At 60.5% G+C, this 23477-nt stretch carries 18 protein-coding genes; 13 read left to right on the forward strand and 5 right to left on the reverse strand.

The window, feature by feature from the left end; all coding sequences use genetic code 11:
* Positions 1-8 precede the first annotated feature (8 nt).
* On the reverse strand, positions 9-434 hold the full coding sequence (locus RIN13_RS07225) for an LPXTG cell wall anchor domain-containing protein (RefSeq protein ID WP_309106654.1): 426 nt from the start codon (positions 432-434) through the stop codon (positions 9-11).
* Between the two features lie 647 nt (positions 435-1081).
* Between RIN13_RS07225 and RIN13_RS07230 the strand changes: the two genes are divergently transcribed.
* From RIN13_RS07230 to RIN13_RS07255, 6 genes are all read left to right on the forward strand, one after another.
* A complete protein-coding gene (locus RIN13_RS07230; RefSeq protein WP_309106655.1) occupies positions 1082-2815 on the forward strand; it encodes an ABC transporter ATP-binding protein in 1734 nt (577 codons plus the stop codon).
* Positions 2812-4887 carry an ABC transporter ATP-binding protein gene (locus RIN13_RS07235; RefSeq protein ID WP_309106656.1) on the forward strand — a complete coding sequence of 692 codons (2076 nt, stop codon included), beginning with the start codon at positions 2812-2814 and terminating at the stop codon, positions 4885-4887. The genes RIN13_RS07230 and RIN13_RS07235 overlap by 4 nt, the downstream gene beginning before the upstream one ends.
* A 38-nt stretch (positions 4888-4925) precedes the next feature.
* Positions 4926-5342, forward strand: a complete 417-nt coding sequence (locus RIN13_RS07240) for a thioesterase family protein (RefSeq protein ID WP_309106657.1) — start codon at positions 4926-4928, stop codon at positions 5340-5342.
* A 38-nt stretch (positions 5343-5380) separates the two neighbouring features.
* Positions 5381-5644: a hypothetical protein gene (locus RIN13_RS07245; protein WP_309106658.1), complete on the forward strand. Its 264-nt coding sequence runs from the start codon at positions 5381-5383 to the stop codon at positions 5642-5644.
* Between the two features lie 107 nt (positions 5645-5751).
* Positions 5752-7980: an AAA family ATPase gene (locus RIN13_RS07250; RefSeq protein WP_309106659.1), complete on the forward strand. Its 2229-nt coding sequence runs from the start codon at positions 5752-5754 to the stop codon at positions 7978-7980.
* Between the two features lie 7 nt (positions 7981-7987).
* Positions 7988-9244, forward strand: coding sequence for a restriction endonuclease (locus RIN13_RS07255; RefSeq protein WP_309106675.1), 1257 nt, complete (start codon positions 7988-7990; stop codon positions 9242-9244).
* 60 nt (positions 9245-9304) lie between these two features.
* On the opposite strand, the gene RIN13_RS07260 is transcribed toward RIN13_RS07255, so the two are convergent.
* Entirely contained in the window at positions 9305-9601 is a 297-nt protein-coding gene (locus RIN13_RS07260) for a hypothetical protein (protein ID WP_309106660.1), read from the reverse strand.
* Positions 9602-9746: 145 nt separating this feature from the next.
* Complete coding sequence (locus RIN13_RS07265) at positions 9747-11369, reverse strand: HAMP domain-containing sensor histidine kinase (protein ID WP_309106661.1); 1623 nt, start codon at positions 11367-11369, stop codon at positions 9747-9749.
* Positions 11370-11511: 142 nt separating this feature from the next.
* Here RIN13_RS07265 and RIN13_RS07270 point away from each other — a divergent pair, with 142 nt between their 5' ends.
* Positions 11512-12255, forward strand: a complete 744-nt coding sequence (locus RIN13_RS07270) for a response regulator transcription factor (RefSeq protein ID WP_309106662.1) — start codon at positions 11512-11514, stop codon at positions 12253-12255.
* A gap of 30 nt (positions 12256-12285) precedes the next feature.
* On the opposite strand, the gene RIN13_RS07275 is transcribed toward RIN13_RS07270, so the two are convergent.
* The gene (locus RIN13_RS07275; RefSeq protein ID WP_309106663.1) at positions 12286-12711 is read right to left on the reverse strand and encodes a very short patch repair endonuclease; all 426 of its coding nucleotides are present in this window, start codon (positions 12709-12711) and stop codon (positions 12286-12288) included.
* Positions 12712-13057: 346 nt separating this feature from the next.
* On the opposite strand from RIN13_RS07275, the gene RIN13_RS07280 reads away from it, so the two are divergent.
* From RIN13_RS07280 to RIN13_RS07290, 3 genes are all read left to right on the forward strand, one after another.
* Positions 13058-13717, forward strand: coding sequence for a DUF6318 family protein (locus RIN13_RS07280; RefSeq protein WP_309106664.1), 660 nt, complete (start codon positions 13058-13060; stop codon positions 13715-13717).
* A 174-nt stretch (positions 13718-13891) separates the two neighbouring features.
* Positions 13892-14644, forward strand: coding sequence for a PKD domain-containing protein (locus RIN13_RS07285; protein WP_309106665.1), 753 nt, complete (start codon positions 13892-13894; stop codon positions 14642-14644).
* Between the two features lie 102 nt (positions 14645-14746).
* Positions 14747-15817, forward strand: coding sequence for an alkene reductase (locus tag RIN13_RS07290; protein WP_309106666.1), 1071 nt, complete (start codon positions 14747-14749; stop codon positions 15815-15817).
* Between the two features lie 55 nt (positions 15818-15872).
* On the opposite strand, the gene RIN13_RS07295 is transcribed toward RIN13_RS07290, so the two are convergent.
* Positions 15873-19565 carry a TM0106 family RecB-like putative nuclease gene (locus tag RIN13_RS07295; protein WP_309106667.1) on the reverse strand — a complete coding sequence of 1231 codons (3693 nt, stop codon included), beginning with the start codon at positions 19563-19565 and terminating at the stop codon, positions 15873-15875.
* A gap of 194 nt (positions 19566-19759) precedes the next feature.
* Between RIN13_RS07295 and RIN13_RS07300 the strand changes: the two genes are divergently transcribed.
* The 3 genes from RIN13_RS07300 to RIN13_RS07310 all read left to right on the forward strand — a co-directional run.
* On the forward strand, positions 19760-20272 hold the full coding sequence (locus RIN13_RS07300; protein WP_309106668.1) for a nucleoside deaminase: 513 nt from the start codon (positions 19760-19762) through the stop codon (positions 20270-20272).
* Between the two features lie 159 nt (positions 20273-20431).
* A complete protein-coding gene (locus RIN13_RS07305; protein WP_309106669.1) occupies positions 20432-20872 on the forward strand; it encodes a CBS domain-containing protein in 441 nt (146 codons plus the stop codon).
* 114 nt (positions 20873-20986) lie between these two features.
* Positions 20987-23477: Tex-like N-terminal domain-containing protein (locus tag RIN13_RS07310; protein ID WP_375164738.1), on the forward strand; the 2491-nt coding region annotated here is incomplete at its 3' end.

A 23477-nucleotide genomic window follows, 5' to 3' on the forward strand; every position in this document is an offset into this window, starting at 1 on the left:
GGCCGGTATTATTCGGCAACCGTCTGGTTAGCTGTGGCTGGCTCTCGCCGTCGAAGGGCAACTATTCCAGCAGCTGCGAGCAGGAGCGCGATGCCACCGATCCAGGCAGCCATTCCGGTTTCCGTGTCACTGGCAACAGCTTTATTGGCAACAGCTGTTTGGGCATTGAATCCAGGGTTCACTGCCGGAGGAGCTGCGGCTGCGCCCGCTGGTGGTGCTGCTGCCGCTCCTGCCGGCGGCACAGCCGGTGGAACTACAGGCGGCACAACTTTCGGCGGCTCAATTGGTGGCATGTCTGCCGGGCATCCCGCTGCGGGGGCTGGAATGATATCTTCGCCCTCCTGATGGTTGCGGTGGGCAGGAAGTGCATTCTCATCGATGGTGATGACCACAAACGGGTTAGTGGCGGACCCGGTTGCATGGCAAATGGTCACCTTCTTACCATCTGTTGGAGGAGGGGTTTCTGGTCCTGGAGGCGGCGTAGTGCCTGACGGGCATCCCGCTGCCGGGGCCGGAATGATGTCCTCGCCCCATTGATGATCCTCATGGGCGCTGACCGCACTTGTGTTGATCGTTATCTCTTCATAGGGGTGAGTTTCAGAGCCGGTAGCATGACAGATTGTGATCTGCTCCGAGGTTGCATTGGCCGGCGCCGTTGCGCCAAGGAAAGTTAGGCCTACGATCCCCATCGTTGCAAGGAACCGTTTCATGGTTGATCTCCATCTGAGACCGACTAATGAAACTGATGACTCCGCGCGAGCTGCGGGCCTTTCCCCCGTTCAAGAGGGTTATGGGATCAGCGCACCTCGCGAGATTCATCAGCATGCTTACGATTTGAGGCTATGGGGATGCTGAATCAGAAGTCCCGAGTAGTGAGTACTCGTCTTTCCAGCATCTGACTACCTGGAACCAACCGGAGTACTCGCATACGCCCTGAAATACTCCATTCGGATGATCTTTTCCGAAGAATGTTTCGTGCAGGCAACAGATTTCGTAGAGTGGGGACGCTAATACTGTCAGCCCTGGCTGCTATTACTTCTCTTATCCAATCTGTGCTCTTCTTCTTTAAGGACCCGTGGGCATGCTCCTCACTCTCGTACGGCGCTATTCCAAGCCGTATTTGCCATACATCATTGCCGTCATCGCGTTTCAACTGGCATCAACCATCGCCGCCCTGTACCTCCCCAGCCTCAACGCACAGATCATTGATGAAGGCGTGGCACGCGGGGATACGGACTACATCTGGCGTACCGGCGCCTTGATGCTGGGCGTCGCGTTGGTACAGGTTGCTACTGCAATAGCGGGGGTGTACTACGGCTCCAAGGCGGCCATGGCAATCGGCCGCGACCTTCGGCGTGGGGTTTTCCGGAAAGTCAGCAGTTTCTCGGCAAAGGACGTCAACGTTTTCGGTGCGCCTACGCTGATCACCCGTGGCACCAATGATGTCCAACAGGTGCAGATGCTGGTCCTGATGGGTCTGAACTTTATGGTGGCCACGCCCATCATGTGCATCGGCGGCATCATCATGGCACTCCGCGAAGACCTCAACCTGTCCTGGCTTGTCTGGGTTTCAGTTCCTGTCTTGATTCTGGTGGTGGGCTACCTCGTGGTTCGCCTGATGCCGCTCTTCCGCTCCATGCAGACGAAGATCGACCGCATCAATGGAGTCCTCCGCGAGCAGATCATCGGCATCAGAGTGGTCCGCGCCTTCGTCCGGGAACCGCATGAGGCAGAGCGCTTTGGAGACGCCAACAAGGAACTCACCGATGTTTCCTTGAAGATCGGTGCCCTCTTCGTCCTGATGTTCCCGGCCATCGGCATGATCCTGCATATCTCCACTGCCGCTGTCCTCTGGTTCGGCGGCCAGCGGGTGGAGGCAGGCGAAATGCAGGTAGGTGCACTGACAGCCTTCCTCCAATATCTCCTACAGATCCTGATTGCTGTGATGATGGGTACCTTCATGGCCATGATGATTCCGCGCGCCTCAGTCTGCGCTGACCGCATCGGCGAGGTGCTCGACGTCGAGCCGTCCATCCATGAGCCCCTTAGCCCTGTGGCGCCAACCCACAAATCCGGCCGCGTCGAATTCCGCGACGTTTCCTTCGCCTATCCCGGGGCCGAGGAACCAGTCCTCAGCAACATCAGCTTCACGGCTGAGCCAGGGAAAACGCTGGCCATCATCGGTTCAACCGGTGCGGGCAAGACCAGCTTGTTGTCCTTGCTGCCCAGGCTTTACGACGTCGGGTCCGGTGAAGTGCTGCTCGACGGCGTGCCTGTCACCAACCTGCACCGCTCCGAAATTACGGACAGGGTAGCCATGGTGCCGCAGCGTCCCTACCTGTTCTCCGGCACCATCGAGCACAACCTGCGATTCGGCAAGACCGAGGCCACCGATGAGGAACTATGGGACGCCCTGACGGTAGCCCAGGCGGCGGACTTCGTGAGGGACAAGAAGAAAGGTCTTGGCGCCAGGATAGCCCAAGGCGGCACCAACGTCTCCGGTGGCCAACGGCAAAGGTTGTGCATCGCCAGGGCACTGGTGACGGAACCCAAGGTCTTCCTCTTTGACGATTCATTCTCGGCGCTTGACGTAGCAACGGACGCCCGACTGCGCCGGGCCCTGAAAGCGAAAACGGCCGATGCCACAGTCATCATTGTTGGCCAGCGCGTGTCCACCATCGCCGATGCCGATGAGATTCTGGTGCTGGACAGGGGCCGCATCGTGGACCGTGGCACCCACGATGAACTGCTCGAAAACTCCACCACCTACCAGGAAATTGTTGAGTCCCAGCTGAGCGCGGAGGAAGTGGCATGAGCACCAACGAGAAACTGTCCACCCGCCATGGCGAGGAAGATCCGGCCCTGCCGGCGGATGCACCAGTAATGGATGCGTTGGAAGACGACGATGACTTTGTCGAGGAAGAGTTTGTACCAGGCGAGGCCGACGGCGGCATGTTCGGATCCGTTCCGGCCAAGAAGCCTGAACATTTCTGGCCCTCGGCGAAGAGGCTGATGGGCCTGTTGAAGCCCGAGGCTGCCGGAATTTACCTGGTCTTGGCCATGGTGACCGTAGCTGTGGTCCTGAATGTGGTTGCCCCGAAGATCCTCGGCCAGGCCATGGACGTGATCTTCAGCGGTGTGGTCGGAAAAGAACTTCCTTCCGGCGTCAGTAAGGACCAGTTCGTCGAAGGATTGCGGAGCCAGGGCCAGGACAACTTCGCCGACATGGTCAGCAGGATGGAACTCGTACCCGGAGTGGGCATCGATTTCCAGAAACTCGCTTTCCTGATCAGCCTCGTCCTGGTGATGTACTTTGTGGCCAATGTGTTCCTCTGGCTGCAGGGGTATGTCCTGAACGTCCTGGTCATGAGGGTCGTCCGGAAGCTTCGAGACGATACGGAGAAGAAACTGAACAAGCTCCCGCTGAACTACTTCGACACCCGGCAGCGCGGAGACCTCCTTTCAAGGGTGACCAACGACGTCGACAACATCCAGCAGGCACTTCAGCAGGCGTTTGCCCAGCTGATCAGCTCACTCCTGACCGTTATCGGCATCGTAATCATGATGTTCATTGTGTCGTGGCAGCTTGCCCTGATTGCCCTGGTGGCTTTGCCCCTGTCAGGCGTGGCTGCGGGAATCATCGGCAGCCGCAGCCAGAAGCTCTTCGCTGCGCAGTGGAAAAACACCGGCCAGCTCAATGGCCAGATCGAGGAGTCTTTCTCCGGTCACGACCTCGTGCGGGTCTTCGGCCGTGACGCTGACATGCTGGACCGCTTCGATGAGCGGAACGAGGCTCTTTACAAGGCAAGCTTCGGGGCGCAGTTCGTCTCCGGAATCATCTTTCCGGTGATGCAGTTCATCTCCTACCTGAGCTACGTCGGCATTGCGGTTGTCGGCGGCCTTCGCGTGGCTTCGGGAGGAATGACTCTGGGCGATGCCACGGCATTCATCCAGTACTCGCGAGAATTCACGCAGCCGCTGGGGCAGATGGCGGGCATGGCCAACATGCTGCAGTCCGGCGTCGCCTCTGCCGAGCGGGTCTTTGAGCTGCTCGACGCCGAGGAACAGGATGCCGAGACAGCTACGGAGCACCTGCCGGCGAAGACAGACGGTCACGTCGAGTTCCGCAACGTCACCTTCAGCTACACTCCGGACAAGCAGCTCATCGAGGATCTGTCCTTCAACGCAGAGCCGGGCCACACAGTGGCGATCGTGGGGCCCACCGGTGCCGGCAAGACGACCCTCGTGAACCTTGTGATGCGCTTCTACGAACTGAACAGCGGCAGTATTTCCCTGGACGGCGTGGACATCACGCATTTGAGTCGGTCCGAGCTGAGGTCCAAGGTGGGCATGGTTCTCCAGGACGCCTGGCTGTTCGGGGGAAGCATCTACGACAACATCAAGTACGGGAACCTGGACGCCACAGATGACCAGGTGATGGAAGCAGCCAAGGCAACTTTCGTTGACCGGTTCGTCAGGGCGCTGCCCGAGGGATACGACACCGTCATCGACGAGGAGGGCAACAACGTCAGTGCCGGTGAGAAGCAGCTCATCACCATCGCAAGAGCCTTTGTTGCCAATCCGTCGCTGCTCATCCTGGACGAGGCAACGAGCTCGGTGGATACCCGCACCGAGGTCCTGGTGCAAAAGGCGATGGCAGCTCTCCGGACTGACCGTACGAGCTTTGTTATCGCGCACCGCCTGTCAACCATCCGCGACGCCGACACCATCCTGGTGATGGAAGCCGGCCGGATTGTGGAGCAGGGCAACCACCAGACGCTGCTGGAGCTCAAGGGCGCCTATTACCGCCTGTACATGTCGCAGTTTGCTGGTGAGGATGCCGAAGAATCGGCCTTCACCGCTGAGTCGGCAGCGGTGCGCAGCTGACCGCCGCGGAAGCCCGTCGCCTCGAGGTACTTGTACCCATGAGATGGGGGGACATGGACGCGTATGGCCACATCAACAACGTGCAGGTGGTGCGCATGCTGGAGGAGGCACGGATCGCGGCCTTCGGGCCGCCCCGTGGAGCCGGCCTGCCCGGAATCGAACCCCAGGTTGCCCTCTTCAACGACGTTGAGGAGGGAACCCTGGCCTTGGTGGTGGAGCATCGGATCCGCTACCTGCGTACCCTCGAATACCGGAATGTGCCCGCGGTGGTTCAAGTCTGGATCGGTGCCGTCAAAGGCGCCAGTTTCGATATCCACTACCTTGTGCAAGATCCCGTCACTCGCGAGGATTGTGTCAAGGCCACCACCCACCTGGCCTTTGTGGATGAGGCTAGTGGCCGGGTGTTGAGGCTTACTCCCGATCAAAAGCAAAGGCTTGCTCCATTCGTCCATTAGCTTTAACGTCCCATTCAGAACCTGAAGAGGAGCCGAAGATGGCAAGCAAGAGACGGGCTGACATGAAATCGTCCAACCGGATGAAGTGGAAGGACATGCCGCCCCAGGCGCGCTTTGGGACGGTGGTGGTGGGAGTCATCCAGCTCACTCTGCTCCTTGCCGCACAGCGTGACATCTCCCGGCGTCCAGCTGAGCAGATCAGGGGCAGCAAGACGATGTGGAGGCTTGCCACGTTAATCAATTTCATCGGCCCGGGAAGCTATTTTGCCTTCGGCCGGAAGAAGTTACCGACAGTAAAGTAGTCAACTGGCGGGCAAGTGAAGCCGTGTCGTCTCCGACTCGCCGCTGCGGCTTCTGAAATAAAGAATTTATGGTGCTGACACCCAGCTTAAGGCTGTAAATTTGTCGAATGACCCCTGCCCTAAAGACTTCCATGCCCCGTGCCCTCGGTATCTCCAAGGAGATCGAAGATGCCGCCTGGTTCGTTCTTGGGGCAGGCCTGCAGGGGAGACCTTCGGCCTTGGACGGCCTCACGCTGACCTGGACAGCTGACGCTGCCTCTGAGCTCCTGGCACGCCTGGAACGCGGCGTTTCAGACTCCAAGGCACCCATGATGACCAACCTTCGGGAGAACCTGCAGGACGCTTCCCGAAACGCCAAGCAGTTGGCCGTGGAATTGCTGTTCCTCCAGTCCCTGCCCCTGGCACACGAGGTCAAGTCGCTCAAGGTCAAGCGCGCACGGGTTGCCGAAGCAGCTTCCTGGCTGGAGCCGCCGCTGGAGTTGCCCATCGAGCTGTACCAGGGCATGACGGACCATGGCGTCATTCGGGACCGTACGGCCGAATTCAACTGGACAATCTGGGACCACCTGAAGTGGCTCTGCCGCTTTGTGCAGCACGTGGACCAGCAGCCAACAGCTGTTATCGCCGACGCGCTCCAGGACCCCCTGTCCTTCCACCAGCTTGCGGTCGGAACGCCTGAGGATCAGCCGGCTATCCGTAGAAGCATCGAATACCTCGCCTGGCCCAGCTACTTCGAACCCGTTGTGGCTGATGTTGAGCGCCAGGAAATCAGGGACGCCTTCGCGTCTCTCGTAGGCGGGGCCAAAGGTGACAGCGATGAGGAAATCACCGCCGACATTCACAGGATCCGCCTGCATTTGGACGATCAGGCCGGGCAGCGCATCGACTGGTACTCCCGGCAGCTCGTGAGTCAGTGGCGAAAAGTCGGAGACCCTGGGCGCCGGGCCTGGCTTCTGCGCACCCACCACGACAACAGCGAGCTCCTCAGCTCCTGGCAGGGCGATGAGAAAGTGACTCTCGACGTCGAACACCTCCGCCTGCTTGACGCCGGCGTTACGGCAGGGCTGGTTCAGCATGCTGTGGATGAGGACTACAAGCACCTTGGCTACGTGGAACGCGAAGATACCAAGACTGCGGTCTTTGGTTTCCTGAGCGTCATGAAGCCCGGCGACCTTGCCCTCTACCAAAGTTCCGGTAGTGTCCGGATAGGCGTGGTGCTCGGCGAACCGGAACAGGACGACGACAACCGGCGGATGCACCGGAAGGTGCGTTGGTTCGACGAAACGCACACCATGACCGGTCTTCCCCGCCATGTCCAGCGGCAGCTCGCTGCTTCAGGAATCATCGTGGACGTGACCCGGGTGATCCAGGCCCTGCAGGCGCTGTTGCCGGCCGAGGCGGAAGCCGGGGACGACGACGCCGCACCGGCCGCCGTCGTCGATCCCGTTCCGGAGGGATTCCGTCCGCTGACGCCGGAATTCGCCGCGTCGCTGCATATGGACCTGGAACCGCTGCAGGAGATCGCTGAACTTCTCGAGGAAAACCGGCAGTTGGTCCTTTACGGCCCGCCCGGGACGGGTAAGACCTACCTGGCCAAGCACCTCGCCGCGGAGCTGGCCGGGGACACCACCGACGAGCGTGTGAAGCTTGTGCAGTTCCACCCCTCCTACGCCTACGAGGACTTCTTTGAGGGTTTCCGACCGGACAAAACCGACGAGGGGCAGGTGTCCTTCAAGCTGGTGGCCGGGCCCTTGCGGCGGCTGGCCGAGGAGGCTGCCAAGCCAGGCAACGAGACCAAGCCGTACTTCCTGATCATCGACGAAATGAACCGCGCAAACCTGGCCAAGGTTTTCGGCGAGCTGTACTTCCTCCTGGAGTACCGTGACGACCGCATCTACCTGCAGTACAGCCCCAACGAGCCCTTCACTTTGCCGGACAACCTCTACATCATCGGCACCATGAACACCGCTGACCGCTCGATCGCGATGATGGACGCCGCCATCCGCCGTCGTTTCTCTTTTATTGAACTGCACCCGACAACTGAGCCGGTGAAGGGCACGCTGCTGCGCTTCCTGCAGTCCCGCAAGCTGGATACCACTCCGGCCCTGCTTCTGGACGCGCTCAACGAGGCCATCGACGAGTGGGACCGTGACCTGATGATTGGGCCCTCGTACTTTATGAAGAAGGCTGCCCAGACGCCTTCGGGGCTTCGCCGGATCTGGAAATACGAGCTGATGCCGCTCCTGGAGGAGCACTATCACGGCCAGCTGAACCGGGCTCAACTGGAAGAGCGCTTCGGCCTGGACCAGCTCCTGGGGCGTCTTGCAGACCGCTGAGCGCACGTTGGAGACTGCCAAGCCGACCACGCAAACTCAGCAGACCGGAAGGGGCATCCAAAAACCGCGGCACATAATCCTGGATGAGCTGTCCGGCGGCGTCGTCGACAAGCTCGACCCCGCCAGCGCTGCGTTCATCAACTCCAGCGGTTTGGCCAAGGCGTCGCCCATGGGCCTTGGCCTGTATCGGATCGAACCGGTGGGAATGGTGGGGTCGGTCCGGACCGGCACGGTTCAGTTGGATGTAAGGCCTAAAGACCGGCTGGGTTTGAGCCGGCTCCTTTTCCTGCTGAGCTACGCGGGCAATCAGGGCTTCCGTGACGATGCCGTAAACGCAGTCGAGGACTCGGAACTCTGGAGCGCTCTGGCCGAATCCCTCGCCCAACTGGCGGAGCGCGCACTGACCCGCGGCCTGCTGCAGGGTTATCTGAACGTGGACGAATCCCTGCGCACAGTGAAGGGACGGATCCGGATTTCGGACCAGATCTCGCGCCGCCCGGGGATGTTGGTGCCGCTTGAAGTCTCCTACGACGAATTCACTGAGGACATCCCGGAAAACCGGATCCTCCGGGCTGCCCTGGACCGCATGTCCAAAGTCCCCGGGGTGCGTTCGGACGTGTTGAGCAGGCTGCGCCAGCTCAAAGGAAAGCTCGACGCCGTTACCCGGCTTCAGTCTGGCGCTCCGCTGCCGCGCTGGCGGGCAAGCCGGATGAACATGCGGTATCACGCTGTACTCCGCTTGTCTGAAGTCATTCTCAGGAATGCTTCGGCCGAAGCCGGAGAGGGAGACCAGCATACTGCCGCTTTTGTGGTGGACATGTCGCGGGTTTTCGCCGACTTTGTGGGGACCGCCCTTCGGCAAGCCATGGCTGCCTACCCTGGGGAAACCAGGCTGCGGTACGATGCCATGCTCAACGAGGCAGTCAGGGACTCTGACCGGCTCACGGTCACTCCCGACGCCGTCCACTTACTGGGCGGCCGGCCGGTGGCGGTCTACGATGCAAAGTACCGCGCGGCGTCGGACATTGGGGCGTCAGTATCAGCGGACCACTTCCAGATGCTGGCCTACTGCACAGCACTGCAGGTGCCCACGGCCTGGCTCGTCTACGCGGGCCAAGGCGAAATTAAGCTGCGCCGGATCCTGAACACCGATATTGACGTCGTGGAGTATCCCATTGACCTGTCCTTGCCCGCGCCTAAGATTCTGGCTTCCATTGCGGACCTTGCCCGGGAATCGTGGGGCGATGTGGTGCGGCAGTCATAGCGCGCTTGAGCTCAGCCGACGGTTGGGGTCAGCCCGCTTGAGGTCAGTCGACGGTTGGGGTCACCTTATTTTTGAGGCAATTTTTCGGGCTGCTTGGCTCCGGCTGCGGAGGGACATGAGGTGCTGCAGTAGCGCGCGCTCTGGATTTCCGGCGTTAAGGCTCAGACACAGCCTGAGCCTCTCCCGGATTTCGGAACCCTCCGGCTCAGTCTCGCCGAGGATCGACTCGATGATGTCCGACGCCTGATGGCGAAGGGTTTCAACATCAACGAATTTGTCCGCTGCTCGGGGGTTGGGGTTACCGGTGCCGGATCCGCTCTTAGGCGTTACTGCTTTGGTCATCCGTTTTCGAGGCATCGCATACTCTCCTAGGTCAGTTCTACCTTTGGGGAGACCACCTGCCGGTTGAATAAATGGTACCGGCAGGAGTGCGTTCTGTCTCCTGTGAGCTTGCCTGGAAACTTGCTCTGAGGAGGTTTGCACGGGCGGTCTAAACAGGGGCTTACACCGGGACTCTGAACGTGAAGGTGCTTCCTTCGCCCAGGGCACTTTCAAGCTCGATCGTGCCGCCGTGGGCTTCAATAATTGCCTTGCTGATAGACAGCCCCAAACCCACCCCTGGGATGGTGGTTCTGCGCACAGTGCCGGACCGGAAGAACTTGGTGAAGGCATGGGCCTGGTCATGCTCACTCATCCCCATCCCGGTGTCCCTGACCTCACACACAAGATACCTGTCGTCCGGGCGCAGGGAGACCACCACCTCACCCCCGTTAGGGGAGTATTTGATGGCGTTGGAGACCAGGTTGTCCAGGACCTGCGAGATCCTGCCCGAGTCCACGTGGGCGTCCATCGTTGGCGGAGTTTTCGCGAGGAGCCGCACGCCCGAGTTGTCTGCACGCGGGATGGCAGCACTCACGCTTGCCCGCACCAACTCTGCCATGTCTGCCGGACGTGGACTGACGATGAGCTGTCCCCTCCGGCTGGAGAGCAGGTCCGAAACGAGGGACAGCAGGCGCTCTGAGTTGCGGCGGATGATCTTGAGCGGGTAGGTCTCCGCTTCCGTCAGCTTCCCCTCGTCCATCAGGATTTCCACGTACCCCAAAATCGACGTCAGCGGTGTCCGGAATTCATGCGAGACGTTGGATACGAAATCGTCCTTTGCCGCCAGCGCGTTAACGAGTTCGGTCACGTCCCCGAAAACCACCACGGAGCCCGCAAAGTTGCCGTCCCGGTCCTTCATGGCCCGCGCGCTCGTATTCATGGCCCGCTGGTCATGGCCCTTCCCCAACCAGACCAGATAGTCCGTGAACGTCTCTCCCTTGACAGCACGGCGGACCGGACGGGACTCGGCCGGCACAGGGGTGACGCGATCAGCTTCGAAGACCAGCAGCTGCGTTTCATCCGGATCGCTTATGTCGGGAGGAGTGGCGAGCCTGTGGTGCGCGCGCTGCTTGCGGTTCATCAGGATGTCGTGACCGTCGGCGTCGACGGCGACGACGCCCAGATGGACGGTTTCCAGCACAGTGTTGAGGATGTCTTCCTGCCGGGTGCTCGCAGCAAGGGCAGCGCTCAGCTGTTTGTCTTTCGCCTTAAGATCCCGTTGCTGCCGCATCATGCTGAGCGTCAGGACACTGACGGAAATGCCGATCCCCAGGGTAACCACTGGCAGCAGCAGGGAGCGGGCAAAGTCCTGCCCATTGAATTGCCCGTGCACAATCAGCGGAACCCAGATGATCGCAAGAGGAGCAAAGAAGGATGCGGCGATGGCCGAGCGGGGATACAGGCCGGAGGCGCACAGCCAGATGACAGGGAGGACCGCCATCAGACTAATTCCAGTGAGTCCTTCCCGGCCTCCCTCCCGGCCCAGTCCAATGGAAACGAAATCGAGTAACGGAATGATGAGGAAGCTGGGGTAGGGGAGCCGCTCCCAAGGCACGGCGTAACAAAGAACCAGAATGACAGCCTGTGAAACCAGAAAGCTGACGAAAAGCGGATGGGCCAGGGACGACGGAAAATAGGCAATAACCAGCACAGCAGTAAGGGCCGTCGTCACTGACAACGGCATTTGATGGAGGCCCACACGGCCACGCAGGGAGTACTTATGGAAAGGCCGCCTCAAAGACATTAGGCGCCCTGATGGGATATTCCACGTTTTGTCTGTACTCACGCGCATAATGCCGAATTAAGGCGGTTATCTGCATTCATAACAACAGGGTATCCGCCGCGAGCTATACTGCAGACGGGGCTAGCGGACTGAGGGGGCTGCGATGAGCGAATCACGTGTAGGTCTTGTCATTGAAGACGATGAGGACATTCGAGGACTCGTGCGTGTCGTCCTGGCGCAGGCAGGGTTCGATGTGCACGCTGCCAGTACCGGTTCAGAAGGCGTTGAGGCGGCCAAAAGGCTGAATCCAGCAGTTATCACCTTGGATCTCGGCCTGCCCGATATCGACGGTTTCGAGGTTGCCCGGCAGATCCGCCAGTTCTCTGACGCCTACATCGTGATGCTTACCGCAAGGGCGGAAGAGCTCGATACCCTTATCGGCCTTGAATCCGGTGCTGATGACTACCTGACCAAACCATTCCGGCCAAGGGAACTGCGTGCGCGTGTCGCTGCGATGATGCGGCGGCCCCGTTCAGATGCTCCCGCGTCTGAACCGGCGGCTGCACCCTCCACTGAACAACTGATTGTGCACAATGGCCTGGAGCTGAGCTATGAAGCACGAACGGTTGTTGTGGACGGCGTGGAGCTCAACCTGACCCGGACCGAATTCACACTCTTGTACGCGCTGTTGGAAGCAGGACGGCGCGTTCGGACAAAATCCGAGCTGGTGCGCCGGCTTCGCGACGAGCCGTACGACGTCGGCGGGTACATTTCCGACGCCGACGAACGGTCCGTTGAGGTGCACATGGGAAACCTGCGCAAGAAACTCGGCGACACTCCGCAGAACCCCCGCTGGCTGCAAACGGTCAGGGGCATTGGTTACAGGCTTGCTCCATCCCAGGAATGATTCCTCTTTAGGCGCCAGCTGACAGGAACCTTAGCCAGCTGACAGGAACTCGTCCAATCGATGTTCCAGTCGGGTCAGGTTCTTGAGCTCGCATTCCCATAGGGTGAGCACATCCCAACCTGAGGCTTCCAGCTGGAGGCGTTGTTCGGCGTCGCGCTTTCTCGTCGTGTTTCGCTTGGTTTCCCAGAAGTCTGCATTGGCCTTCGGCGCATGTTGGCCTACGCGGCACTCATGAAAGTGCCAGAAGCAGCCGTTGATAAAGATGACCTTGCGGCGACTGGCAAAAACAAGGTCGGGCCGGCCGGGCAGCTTTCCGCCGGAGGCCATCCCGTGAAGGCGGTAGCGGTACCCCTTGGCGTGAAGAAACCGGCGGACCAGCATTTCCGGCTTGGTGTTTTTGCCTCTGATCCTGGACATGTTCCAGCTACGCCGTTCAGGTGTCAGCCGATCTGCCATGGTTCCAGTCTAGGTTTCCCGGGGCTCTCCTCGCGTTCTCACAGTGGTGCGATGCAGATGGCTGCAGAGCGATCCTCATCGTGGTCTCGCAGGTCCGTTTCCAGTTTCTGTATGTTCGCGAAATGTAATTTGTTGACGCTGGGGCGATCCTTTGCAGGGCCAATTCTGCGGTCACGGACGTTTTATGGCATTGTCCCGCTGGACATGACTTTTTATTTGGGCGCCATGGTGGTAGAAAGCTACTTCAGGTGCCTGTGGATAACTTCGACTTGGTAAATGTCACCTCAGCTACCCTTTAAGCATTGTTCGGACCACGTGTCACGAAAACATCGGGGGACAGCTGCTCATGACTGCTCGCAATTCCGTCCACATGCGTCTCTGTGTCCTAGCCGCAGCGGCAATTACCGCCGGTGCGTTGGCACTCTCCGCATGTGCTGGCGGCGCCCCTGGCGGATCCGGAACGCCCTCCACCCCCGCGCCTTCCCAGTCAGCACCGGCTCCAAGTCCTTCGCCGACTCCCAGTGCTGTCTACAAACCGGCTGACGCCAAGGGCAAAGCGCAGAACGTCCCGCTGCCGGTTATGCCCGAGGCAGCTAAGGCGGAGACTAAGGAAGGGCTGGAAGCGTTCGCAAAGTACTGGTACGCGCTGATGAATTATGCGTATGAAACAGGAAACCTGGAACCTATCAGGGCTTTGTCGGCTCCCGCCTCCTCGTGCGCCATGTGCGACAAGATCTTTCCAGCTGTTGAAAAATGGAACAGCGAAGGACGCTGGGTTGAGGGTGCAAGCATCGAAGTTCATGCACTCCAAACGAAGTTTACGAAGACAAATGCAGGAGAGTATCAAGTTGCTGTCCAGTCCCAACAGCGTGCAGGAACGCTCCGCAACGCGGATTCAACCGTGGGTCAAACCGTCCAGGAAACGAGCATGCTCGGTGACCTGCTCGTAGCTAAATTCATCAGCGGCGGATGGTTAGTCACCAACGTAGACAGATTAGGCGGATAGTGGGTGGATTCCTTGGGGAGGAAAGCGCTGTCATTGCTAATCGTCGTTACATTCTTGGCTTTCGCCTCGCTTGGATATCTCCCAGTCGCGAAGGCTGAAGAAGGAGATTCTGATCTGTCGTGGAATGGACCCGGAATCGGGGTCTGGCGATTCGATCCAGGATCAGGGGTTTGGGTGGATTCACCGAGCGCTATCCCGGACGACCCCAACATCTACAAATTTGAGTACCTTTGTCTGGACGACGGGAAGAACAACTACGACGTCGCCTGTCTTGCCGGTGCCCCTGAATGTGACAAGGGAGAATTGGGGAGGCCTGTACGTTGGTTCTCATCGCTTCGAGTCTTCGAGCCACCCATGTGGTCGCCCATCCGGCCAGACCGGTGCGTTTACACAGAAGATCCAGCGGATGTCTTAGGCCAGATTGCTGCTCAAATTCAGACCAAGTTTGAACAATTGCCGGTTGTGGCAGGAACCTCGGGGATCCAGCCCAATCCGCACACTCTGAAGGGCGCCGAGACCAACTTCTATGCAGAAGCGGCGGAGCAGACTTTCACCGTCGATATGCTCGGGCAGAGTGTTGCGATCGTCGCTAAACCGGTGCGGTACCGATGGGATTACGGGGACGGCGCGAGCCTAGGGCCCACCACCTTGATGGGAGGTCCTCTGCCCGAAGACCGTTGGGGCGAAAAGACCCGGACCAGCCACGTTTATACGCAAACAGGGGACTTCCAAGTTGTCCTGACCACCTACTTTCAAGGCACCTATTCGGTGAACAACGGCCCTGCTTTGCCTATCCCTGAGGAGGGCCAGTTCAGTGCCCCTCCGCAAACGATCAGCGTGTGGAGGTCCATCACTCGCAACTACGCTGACGACTGTATCGACAATCCCCAAGGCCAAGGCTGTCCTGGCGTTCCAAGCATCCCGTAGTCCTTTGTTGGGCGGGAAAGTGATCTGCGTCTCACCTGGAATAGTTGCTTGTGCAAACAAGTTGCGAACGGTGGACACTCTTCACAACCAAAGGATTTGCACATGTTGTTTTCTCCGCTGGCTCTTGGCGAGCTCGAACTGCCCAACAGGCTCGTAATGGCACCTCTGACCCGCGTCCGCGCAGGAAAAGAGGGTGTTCCAGGACCTCTAGTGGCGGAGCATTACCGCCAGCGGGCCTCATTGGGGCTCATCGTCAGCGAGGGAATCTACCCCAGCCATGCAGGCCAGGGATACTCGGGCCAGCCCGGACTCGTTACTGAAGCGCAGCAGGCAGGATGGGGGAAAGTGACCTCAGCCGTTCACGCCGAAGGAGGCCGCATCTTCGCCCAGATCATGCACGCCGGCAGGGTCAGCCATGAAGCCGTCAACGGCGGGTATGAAGTGATCGCTCCGAGCGCCATCGCGATCGAAGGCGAAATTCATACTCCGCTGGGCAAGCTGGCCTACCCAAAGCCCCGCGCGCTGGGAACAGGGGAGCTGCCTGCAATTATCCAGGAGTTCGTACAAGCGTCAGTGAACGCTATTTCAGCAGGCTTCGACGGCGTCGAGCTTCACTCCGCCAACGGATACCTTCTTCATGAATTCCTCAGCCCGGCATCCAACCAGCGCGATGACGTTTACGGTGGCTCTCCAGAGAACCGTGCCCGCTTCGTCATCGAGGTTGCCCAAGCTGTGGCTGCTGTAGTCGGTGGCGACCGCGTGGGTATCCGCATCTCTCCGGAACACAATATCCAGGGCGTTCTGGAAACGGACGGAGCCGATGTCCTGGCCACGTATGGAGCGTTGGTTGATGCGATCGAGCCGCTGAACCTCGCTTACCTGAGCATCCTCCACCAGGATCCTTCAGGGGGGTTGACTCAGGGCCTCAGGAAGCGCTTCGGGGGGCCGTTCCTGGTTAACTCCGGCTTCGGCATGGTCACCACCCGCGATGAGGCTATGGGGCTGGTGGCAGACGGTCATGCCGATGCCGTCGTTGTCGGTCGTCCGGCTATCGCCAACCCTGACCTGGTCCGCCGATGGCGTGAAGGCTTGCCCGTGAACGAGGCAAACCCCGCGACCTTCTACGGTGATGGTGCCGAGGGCTATACCGATTACCCGGCGTACCAGAACTGACATCCAGCAGCAGTGGCAGCGGGGTATCGCAAACGGTTGCACCGTGATGGTGCATCTAGCTGTGTGCGGTTCCCCGCTGGCACAAGCCGATGAATCCGCCAAGTTGCGCCAGACCCTCCGGATGGGAGGGGAGGTAGTTCGTCAGCTGGGGAGATCGCACCACTACGGCACGCCACTGGGCTCTGGAAACCGCAACGTTGATCCGGTTCCGGGATAGCAGGAACTCGATGCCCCTGGGAGCGTCAGCGACGGCTGAACATGCCATGGAGACGATCACCACGACGGCTTCCTGCCCCTGGAACTTATCCACGGTCCCAACCCGAACCGCTCTGAGCCCGGCGTCGTCCAGGGCATCCCGGATCACGTTTACCTGCGCGTTGTACGCCGCGACCACCAGAACGTCCGCTTGGCCGAGCAGGCGGATCCCGGCGCCGTCGTCGTGCCATTTAAGCCCCAGGTGCCGCTGGACTTGTTGGACTACTGCTGTCGCTTCCTCGGTGGAGGACGTGGTGTTTCCGGTGTGGGGGACAAAAACGGTCTCGATTCCGGCCGGAACATCGTCGAGCATGCGCTGATCCGCTGCCGGTGAGGATTCCAGTCGTCCGTCGTAAGAGAGCTCTGAGACTGCCCTGCACAGCTCTGTAGTCATCCGCCAGGAGTCCGCAAGGAAATACCCCAACTCGGGCGGCAGCGTCGCGTGGCCGTCGGAAATCCATCCCAGCGCGGACTCGTTGACGGGCTCAGGATGAGTTCCCTGACTTACCTGGGGAAGCTGCTGGGGGTCGCCGAGCAGCAAAAGCCGGGGGCTGGCCTGGGCCACCGCCAAGGTATTGGCGAGCGAGAACTGACCTGCCTCGTCTATCACCAGCAGGTCCAGCGAACCGGCGGGGACCGTGACCCCGGTCATCGTCCACGCAGTTCCGCCGACCAGCGCCCCATCGGGGGAACTGAGGAGCCTCTCCACGTCGGCGGCACCGCGGTTGTCCCACGGAAGGGACTCGCTGTGCTTGACGTCTTTGGCCACTTTTCGCGGGTCCACTCCCGCTTTTTGCACGGCGGTCCGCATGAGGTTCTCGATCACGGCGTGAGACTGAGCAACTACTCCCACCTTCCATCCACGGGCAACCAACCGGGCGATCACGTGGGAACCAACGTGCGTTTTGCCGGTGCCGGGAGGGCCTTGAACGGCCACATAGGAGCGGTCAAGGTCCAGGACAGCATCGGTGATGGCATCGATGAAACGGTCCGGGCCTTCTCCGACTTCCGGCAGAGCGGCACCGTTCCGAAGGCGTGGTGGAGTCCTGCGGACCAGATCCAGGCCCGGATGCTTAGGGAAACGGGGACGGCCTTGCTTGCTGTCCAACAGTGTGGCGGCGACCTGGTCAGCCAAGGATTCCAGAGCCTGCTCCAGGCTTTTGGTGGCGAGAGGCTGGTCCTCGGTAAGGGCGATAGGTACCGCAGGGTAGGGGTCGATTTTCCGATGAAGCTTATCCCGGATGATGACCACATCCTGGCCGTCTTCATGCCCCAATTCCAGGATTTCCGTTCCGAACCATCCGCCGCGCCCGGCGCCGTCTTTTCCGGTTCCTTTCAGCCCCGCAGGGAGTGGGCGATCGTACATTCGGAACCATGTGCTGCCGACCCGCAGATCGGACCCTGCACTGACATTGCCCGTGAGCTTCACTCTGCGTTCGGGCAGCTTAATTCCCTCTTGACGCCAGTCGTCCAAAATTTCCGCACGCTCGACAAGGAAAACATTCCGGTCGTGGTGATGACTTTCGGGACCGTTCTCGCAGCGGTCGAAATGGGCCCACCAGAATGACTTCCGCTCGCGACGGTGATAGCTGACAGCTGCCGCCACCATAGCCACGGCATGGCTATCGGCGTCGGGCCCGGTGTCCTCGATGACGCCGGCAGCCTTGCCGGCCTGTACCCGGGATTTTGCCCACTCATCCAGAAAGGTGTGCAGGACGACTTCCGAACTCCTAAGGCCAGACCCTGGCGCGTCTGCCTCACTTTTTCGTTTGTGTTTTGACGAGTGATCCGCCTGAGAGGACTCAGCTAAGAAACCTGCCGGTGGGGATACATCAGGTTCGATGCCACGTTGCCGGGCCAGGCCGAGAAGCCAGTTCCTCAGTTCCAGCGTGGAAACACAATCGTAGTGGTTGTAGTCGGAAATTCCGGCGAGGATTTCGGCAGCAAGATCGTCCAACCCGTTGTCGCGTGCTTCGCAGAAGTCGGCGTAAGCAACCACAGAAGCTCCGGCATCAGTGACGTCTCCGGAACGGAGATTGTTGCCCATGTACAGGGGTTCAAGTTTCTTGATGCTGTAGGAGTTCTCGGAGATGCGGATGCTGTTGCGGACCGTCTGGTAGAGATCCACCAAGAGCCCCTCGCGGAGCCACTGATCCACGATCCCTTCACCGGCGACATGCATCACTGAGAGTTTGCGCAGCGCCGTTTTTTCATAGGCGGCGTAATGGTAGACGTGCATGTCCGGATATTTGGCCAGTCTGTCTTGAACATAGTCAAGGAAGTCCAGGAAGGCCTGTTTTTCGGCGGCTCGGGTGTGGGCCCAGAAGGGCCGGAACACTTCAGCCGCGCCGGGCTTGACCGGCGCTTCAACCACACCGAACAGATACTCCAGCCCCCAGATGCCGGTTGCATCTTCTTGCCACAGGGGGTCTCCCTCAAAGTCAAAGAAGATGTCGCCCTCGCTGGGAGGTGGCAGCTCCCTCAAGGTGTTTTCCGGCGTCACTCGGTAGCTCAGCGCGTGTTCTTCGCCGCCCTTGACGTAGCGGACGGTTCCGTCCACTAGACCGAAACCGGCTTGCATCCGCGCCTGATCCTGCAGCCGCAGGAGCGGGGGATTGGCGTCTGGAAAATCTGCTTCGGCGAGCTGATGCACAGTGAAGATACCCTGCTCATGAAGTTTCTTGCGCTGGCTGGAGCTCATTCTGGCCACCAGCAAGACGTCGTCCGTCGCCTTCACCTGTTCCTGACAGTAATCGCACCTTCCACAGGCAACGACTCCAGGTGGCCCCCAGCTCACGGGGGCCGAGGCAGCCCGGTGTTTGCCAACAAGTTCCAGGAAGCGCTCACGCCGCTCGCGGAAAACCGGGAGGATGTCCGCGAGCTTGTGGCTGCTGCGCACGTTCTCAAAGCTGCCATCAGCAGTGACCACTGTGGCGCCAAGGACAAGCGTGACAAGGGGATCGGGTTCGAGACCTGCTCCCAGCAGTTGATCACCATAGGCCGCCAACTGGAGCAGTGCCGTGACTTTTGCGTGCCGGGCGAGCTTGGTGTCGTATACGGCGTAGCGGCCATCAGGCTGCTTCACCAGAAAGTCGGAGCGCCCGTGGAAGGTGCCATCAAAAAAAGCAGCCTGGAAAACGACGTCGGCGCCTGATTCCAGCGCGGCGATGGACTCTGCATGTTTGGCCAGCAGCGTGGCGCGGTCCATTTCAGCGGCGGGCTCGACGTCGTACACGCCGCGTTGCTGGGAAGGGTCCCAAGGACCGAATTCTTCAATGAACTTGTCCAGAACTTTGTGTTCATGAAGGTCGCCAAGCTTCGCTGTTCGCTCCAACATCGCGTCGGTCGGGAAGATAGCGCTGGGGGAGCGCCCGAGTTTTTCGTCGAGTTTCCGAAGCAGCTGATATTCGCACGTGGCCGCTGTCACGAGGTCGCTCGCGGAGAATACCAGGTCCTGTTCCCGCCCGGGAACTTCTGGTTCAAGAAGAAACACGCTGTCCCCGCTCCTCGTTGATGCATCGTGGCATTTGCTGCCATCTTTTGGCGCCGGCTCGGGCCGGCTTGCAAGATTCCGCTGACTCCGTTGCCTGACGTTCTGTTGCCAAGCTATCAAAGGCGGCCGACATTATTGCCTCGGGATCAGCAGCTCTGTTGCGACCCGGTCCAGAGAGGTAGGGTCTGAGGCATATGACTGACCAGCAGCCCTCCGTCAAGCAGCCTTCCCTCAACCAGCCCGGGGCACCAGCGCGCCCGGCCGCCCCTTTGGCCGACGGTCCCGCCTTCGAAGCAGCCGTCCATGCCGCCGTGCAGAGCTTGCGAGAAGGCGGAATTCCAATCGGTGCGGCCTTGGCGAGGGGAGGCGAAGTGATTGCCAGCGGCCACAACGAACGAGTGCAGAAGGGCGATCCCATAGCCCACGGCGAGATGTCAGCCCTTCGCGCAGCTGGCCGCCAGAAGAATTACCGGGATACCACGCTATACACCACCCTTGCCCCATGTGCGATGTGTACGGGAACCATCATTCAGTTCAAGATTCCGCGGGTTGTGGTGGGCGAGGCCCGGACCTTCCCGGGGGAGTTTGAGCTCCTGCGCTCCCGCGGCGTCGAGGTGGTGGTTCTGGATGATCAAAGGTGCATCGACATGATGGTCGCATTCCAGCAGGAACATCCGGAGCTCTGGGCCGAGGACATCGCTGAGTAGGCTGCCTGGATCCTGCACGCGCCTCACAAAGCAACTTCTTTGAGCACGCCTGAGGAGGCTCTCATGGCCCGTCGACTTGGTGAGCGCCCCGGCGTAGGCTGGACCTGTCGGCGCAAGCCGGGGGCCTGCGTCGATATACCAATCGATGAAGGAGGACCAATGAGTGCAGTCCGTGAATTCATGACTACAAACGCCAAATGCATTACGGAAAATCAGTCCCTGGTGGATGCCGCCCGCATGATGATGGACCTTGACTGCGGTTCGTTGCCGATCTGTGGTGATGACGGCAGGTTGAAAGGCATGATCACCGACCGGGACATCGTGCTCAAGTGTGTTGCTGCTGGCCGTGATCCGGGCGAGATGATGGCCCGTGAGCTCGCGACCGGCAAGCCCCACTGGGTCGACGCCGACGCGAACATTGACGAAGCCATCGAAATGATGGAAAAGTACCAGATCCGGCGCCTCCCGGTTATTGCCGACCACAAAATGGTAGGCATCATCAGCCAAGGCGACATCGCCCGCAACTACTCCGAGGAGAAAGTGGGCGAACTGGTGGAGCACATCTCGGAACGCAAGCGGATGCAGTCCAGCAGCTCGTAAGGCAGACAACTCATAGGTAAACCAGCGCCACGGAGACCACTCTGTGGCGCTTCTTTTGCTAGCAGGACGCCCTCGAAGGACCTGCCTGACAAAATGTCGGCGGGGTAAGGCAAAATGATTCGGGTGAACCAGCAACAGCAGCCACCGTCTCCTTCCGCTTCGCCTGACGCCGCGATTCATACCCAGATCGCCCAGGAACTCGGGGTCAAGCCCTGGCAGGTGCAGGCTGCTGTGGAGCTGCTCGACGGCGGATCAACGGTCCCGTTCATCGCCAGGTACCGGAAGGAAGCCACAGGGACGCTGGATGACACGCAGCTCCGTGAGCTTGAGGAACGCCTCCGGTACCTACGCGAACTGGAGGACCGCCGTCGCGCTGTCCTGGAGGCGATAACTGCCCAAGGCCAGCTGACTCCGGAACTGCAGGCCGCCGTCGTCGCGGCTGACACCAAGTCCCGGCTGGAGGACATCTATCTGCCGTTCAAGACCAAGCGGCGCACCAAAGCGCAGATCGCCCGGGAAGCTGGGCTGGAGCCGCTGGCCGAGTCCCTGCTGAAGCGGCCCGAACTGGATCCCGAGCGCGAGGCCGGTAGGTATCTGAACGCAGAGCACTCCATTGATGATGCCGCTGCAGCGCTCGCCGGAGCCCGCTCCATCCTGGTGGAACGTGTCGCGCAGGATGCCGATCTTGCCGCTACTCTCCGGGAACGGCTCTGGGTCCAGGGCCGGATGGTATCCCGAGTCCGGAAGGGCAAGGAGTCAGAGGGCCAGAAGTTCGCAGACTACTTCGAGTTCTCCCAGGCCCCCTCCGGCATGCCTTCACACCGGGTACTGGCGCTCTTGCGGGGCGAGAAGGACGGCGTCCTGGACCTCGATCTCGCCGAAGCAGAACCCTCCGACGACGACGCCTTCGCCGCTGCGCGCGGCCGTTACGAATCCGCTGTGGCCAGGTTCCTCGGGGTTGCTGATCGTGGCCGTCCCGCGGACTCTTGGCTCATCCAGACCGCACAGGTGGCATGGAGGTCCCGCGTCCTTGCCCGGCTGACGGCCGACCTTCGGACCCGCATGTTTGCCGCCGCCGAAGATGAAGCTGTTCGGGTGTTCGCCAATAACCTCCGGGATGTCCTGCTCGCTGCGCCTGCCGGCAACCGGTCCACGCTGGGCTTGGACCCTGGACTCCGTACGGGCGTGAAGGTTGCGGTGGTGGATGGCACCGGGAAGGTGGTAGCCACGGAAACCATTTATCCCCACGCTCCGGCGCGCAAGTGGGACGAGTCATTGGCAACCCTTGAGCGCCTGGCTTTGAAGCACGACGTCGAACTTATCGCCATCGGCAACGGAACAGCATCCCGGGAAACGGACAAGTTGGCCACTGAACTCATCAAAAGGGTGGGTGCCGGCACAGGTAAGAAACCGCAGAAACTTGTGGTGTCTGAGGCCGGGGCTTCCGTTTATTCCGCATCCGCCCTCGCCGCGGCCGAACTGCCCGGGATGGATGTCTCGCTCCGCGGTGCCGTGTCCATTGCGCGGCGGTTGCAGGATCCGCTGGCCGAGCTCGTGAAGATCGAGCCGAAGGCGATCGGCGTCGGGCAGTACCAGCACGACGTCACGCCCGCCAAGCTGGACCGGAGCCTCGATGCTGTGGTGGAGGACTGCGTCAACGCGGTGGGTGTGGACGTCAACACGGCCTCGCCTGCTTTGCTCAGCAGGGTAGCCGGAGTGGGTCCGCTGCTGAGCGAGAACATCGTTGCCTACCGGAACGAGAATGGACCGTTCGCGAAGCGCAGCGAGCTCAAGAAAGTCCCGCGGCTAGGAGCCAAAGCCTTCGAACAGTGTGCCGGGTTCTTGCGGATCAGTGGCGGACCTGAGCCTCTTGATGCCTCAAGTGTTCACCCCGAGGCCTACCCTGTGGCGCGCAAGATCATGGCGGCCGCCGGTGTGAAAACGGCTGCTTCCGCTGCCGGCAGCGGCACTACCGTTGGCGCCGGTTCATTGGCGACTATCAACGCCCAGGACTTTGTCGAGGGCGCTTTCGGGTTGCCCACGGTGCAGGACATCATCTCGGAGCTGGAGAAGCCAGCGCGTGATCCGCGGCCCGCCTTCGCTGCTGCAGCCTTTGCTGATGGGATCGAGAAGATTTCGGACCTCCGGCCCGGCATGGTGTTGGAGGGGACAGTCACCAACGTGGCAGCCTTCGGCGCCTTTGTTGATGTGGGAGTGCATCAGGACGGTTTGATTCACGTCTCCGCGCTTGCGAATCGGTTTGTGTCAGACCCCCGTGAAGTGGTGAAGTCCGGCCAGGTTGTCCGCGTGAAGGTATTGGAGGCCGACCCCGAGCGGAAACGTATCTCGCTTACCCTAAGGCTCGACGACGAACCGGCCCCCGCTCGCCCTGCCTCCGGCAGCAAGCCCGCCCAAGCCAACAAGCAGGCGTCGTCCGGCCGGCCAGTTCAGGGCGGCGAACCCGCCCAGGGCGGCAAGCCGGCCCAAGCCAACAAGCCGGCCCAATCGGGCCCGCCAGCACAATCCGGTAAACCCGCCCAATCCACTAAACCGGCACCCGTGAACACGGCGATGGCTGAAGCCTTGCGGAAGGCCGGGCTCGGGA

This window comes from Arthrobacter sp. (assembly GCF_031179985.1).
Taxonomy (GTDB): domain Bacteria; phylum Actinomycetota; class Actinomycetes; order Actinomycetales; family Micrococcaceae; genus Arthrobacter.

What these genes read in the sequence shown, in the direction of transcription:
- RIN13_RS07245 (WP_309106658.1), top strand. Translation starts at nt 5,381, where the DNA reads ATGGCAAGCAAGAGACGGGCTGACATGAAATCGTCCAACCGGATGAAG.
- RIN13_RS07240 (WP_309106657.1), top strand. Translation starts at nt 4,926, where the DNA reads ATGAGATGGGGGGACATGGACGCGTATGGCCACATCAACAACGTGCAG.
- RIN13_RS07265 (WP_309106661.1), bottom strand. Translation starts at nt 11,369, where the DNA reads ATGTCTTTGAGGCGGCCTTTCCATAAGTACTCCCTGCGTGGCCGTGTG.
- RIN13_RS07305 (WP_309106669.1), top strand. Translation starts at nt 20,432, where the DNA reads ATGAGTGCAGTCCGTGAATTCATGACTACAAACGCCAAATGCATTACG.
- RIN13_RS07260 (WP_309106660.1), bottom strand. Translation starts at nt 9,601, where the DNA reads ATGCCTCGAAAACGGATGACCAAAGCAGTAACGCCTAAGAGCGGATCC.
- RIN13_RS07270 (WP_309106662.1), top strand. Translation starts at nt 11,512, where the DNA reads ATGAGCGAATCACGTGTAGGTCTTGTCATTGAAGACGATGAGGACATT.
- RIN13_RS07290 (WP_309106666.1), top strand. Translation starts at nt 14,747, where the DNA reads ATGTTGTTTTCTCCGCTGGCTCTTGGCGAGCTCGAACTGCCCAACAGG.
- RIN13_RS07280 (WP_309106664.1), top strand. Translation starts at nt 13,058, where the DNA reads ATGACTGCTCGCAATTCCGTCCACATGCGTCTCTGTGTCCTAGCCGCA.
- RIN13_RS07250 (WP_309106659.1), top strand. Translation starts at nt 5,752, where the DNA reads ATGACCCCTGCCCTAAAGACTTCCATGCCCCGTGCCCTCGGTATCTCC.
- RIN13_RS07300 (WP_309106668.1), top strand. Translation starts at nt 19,760, where the DNA reads ATGACTGACCAGCAGCCCTCCGTCAAGCAGCCTTCCCTCAACCAGCCC.
- RIN13_RS07275 (WP_309106663.1), bottom strand. Translation starts at nt 12,711, where the DNA reads ATGGCAGATCGGCTGACACCTGAACGGCGTAGCTGGAACATGTCCAGG.
- RIN13_RS07230 (WP_309106655.1), top strand. Translation starts at nt 1,082, where the DNA reads ATGCTCCTCACTCTCGTACGGCGCTATTCCAAGCCGTATTTGCCATAC.
- RIN13_RS07235 (WP_309106656.1), top strand. Translation starts at nt 2,812, where the DNA reads ATGAGCACCAACGAGAAACTGTCCACCCGCCATGGCGAGGAAGATCCG.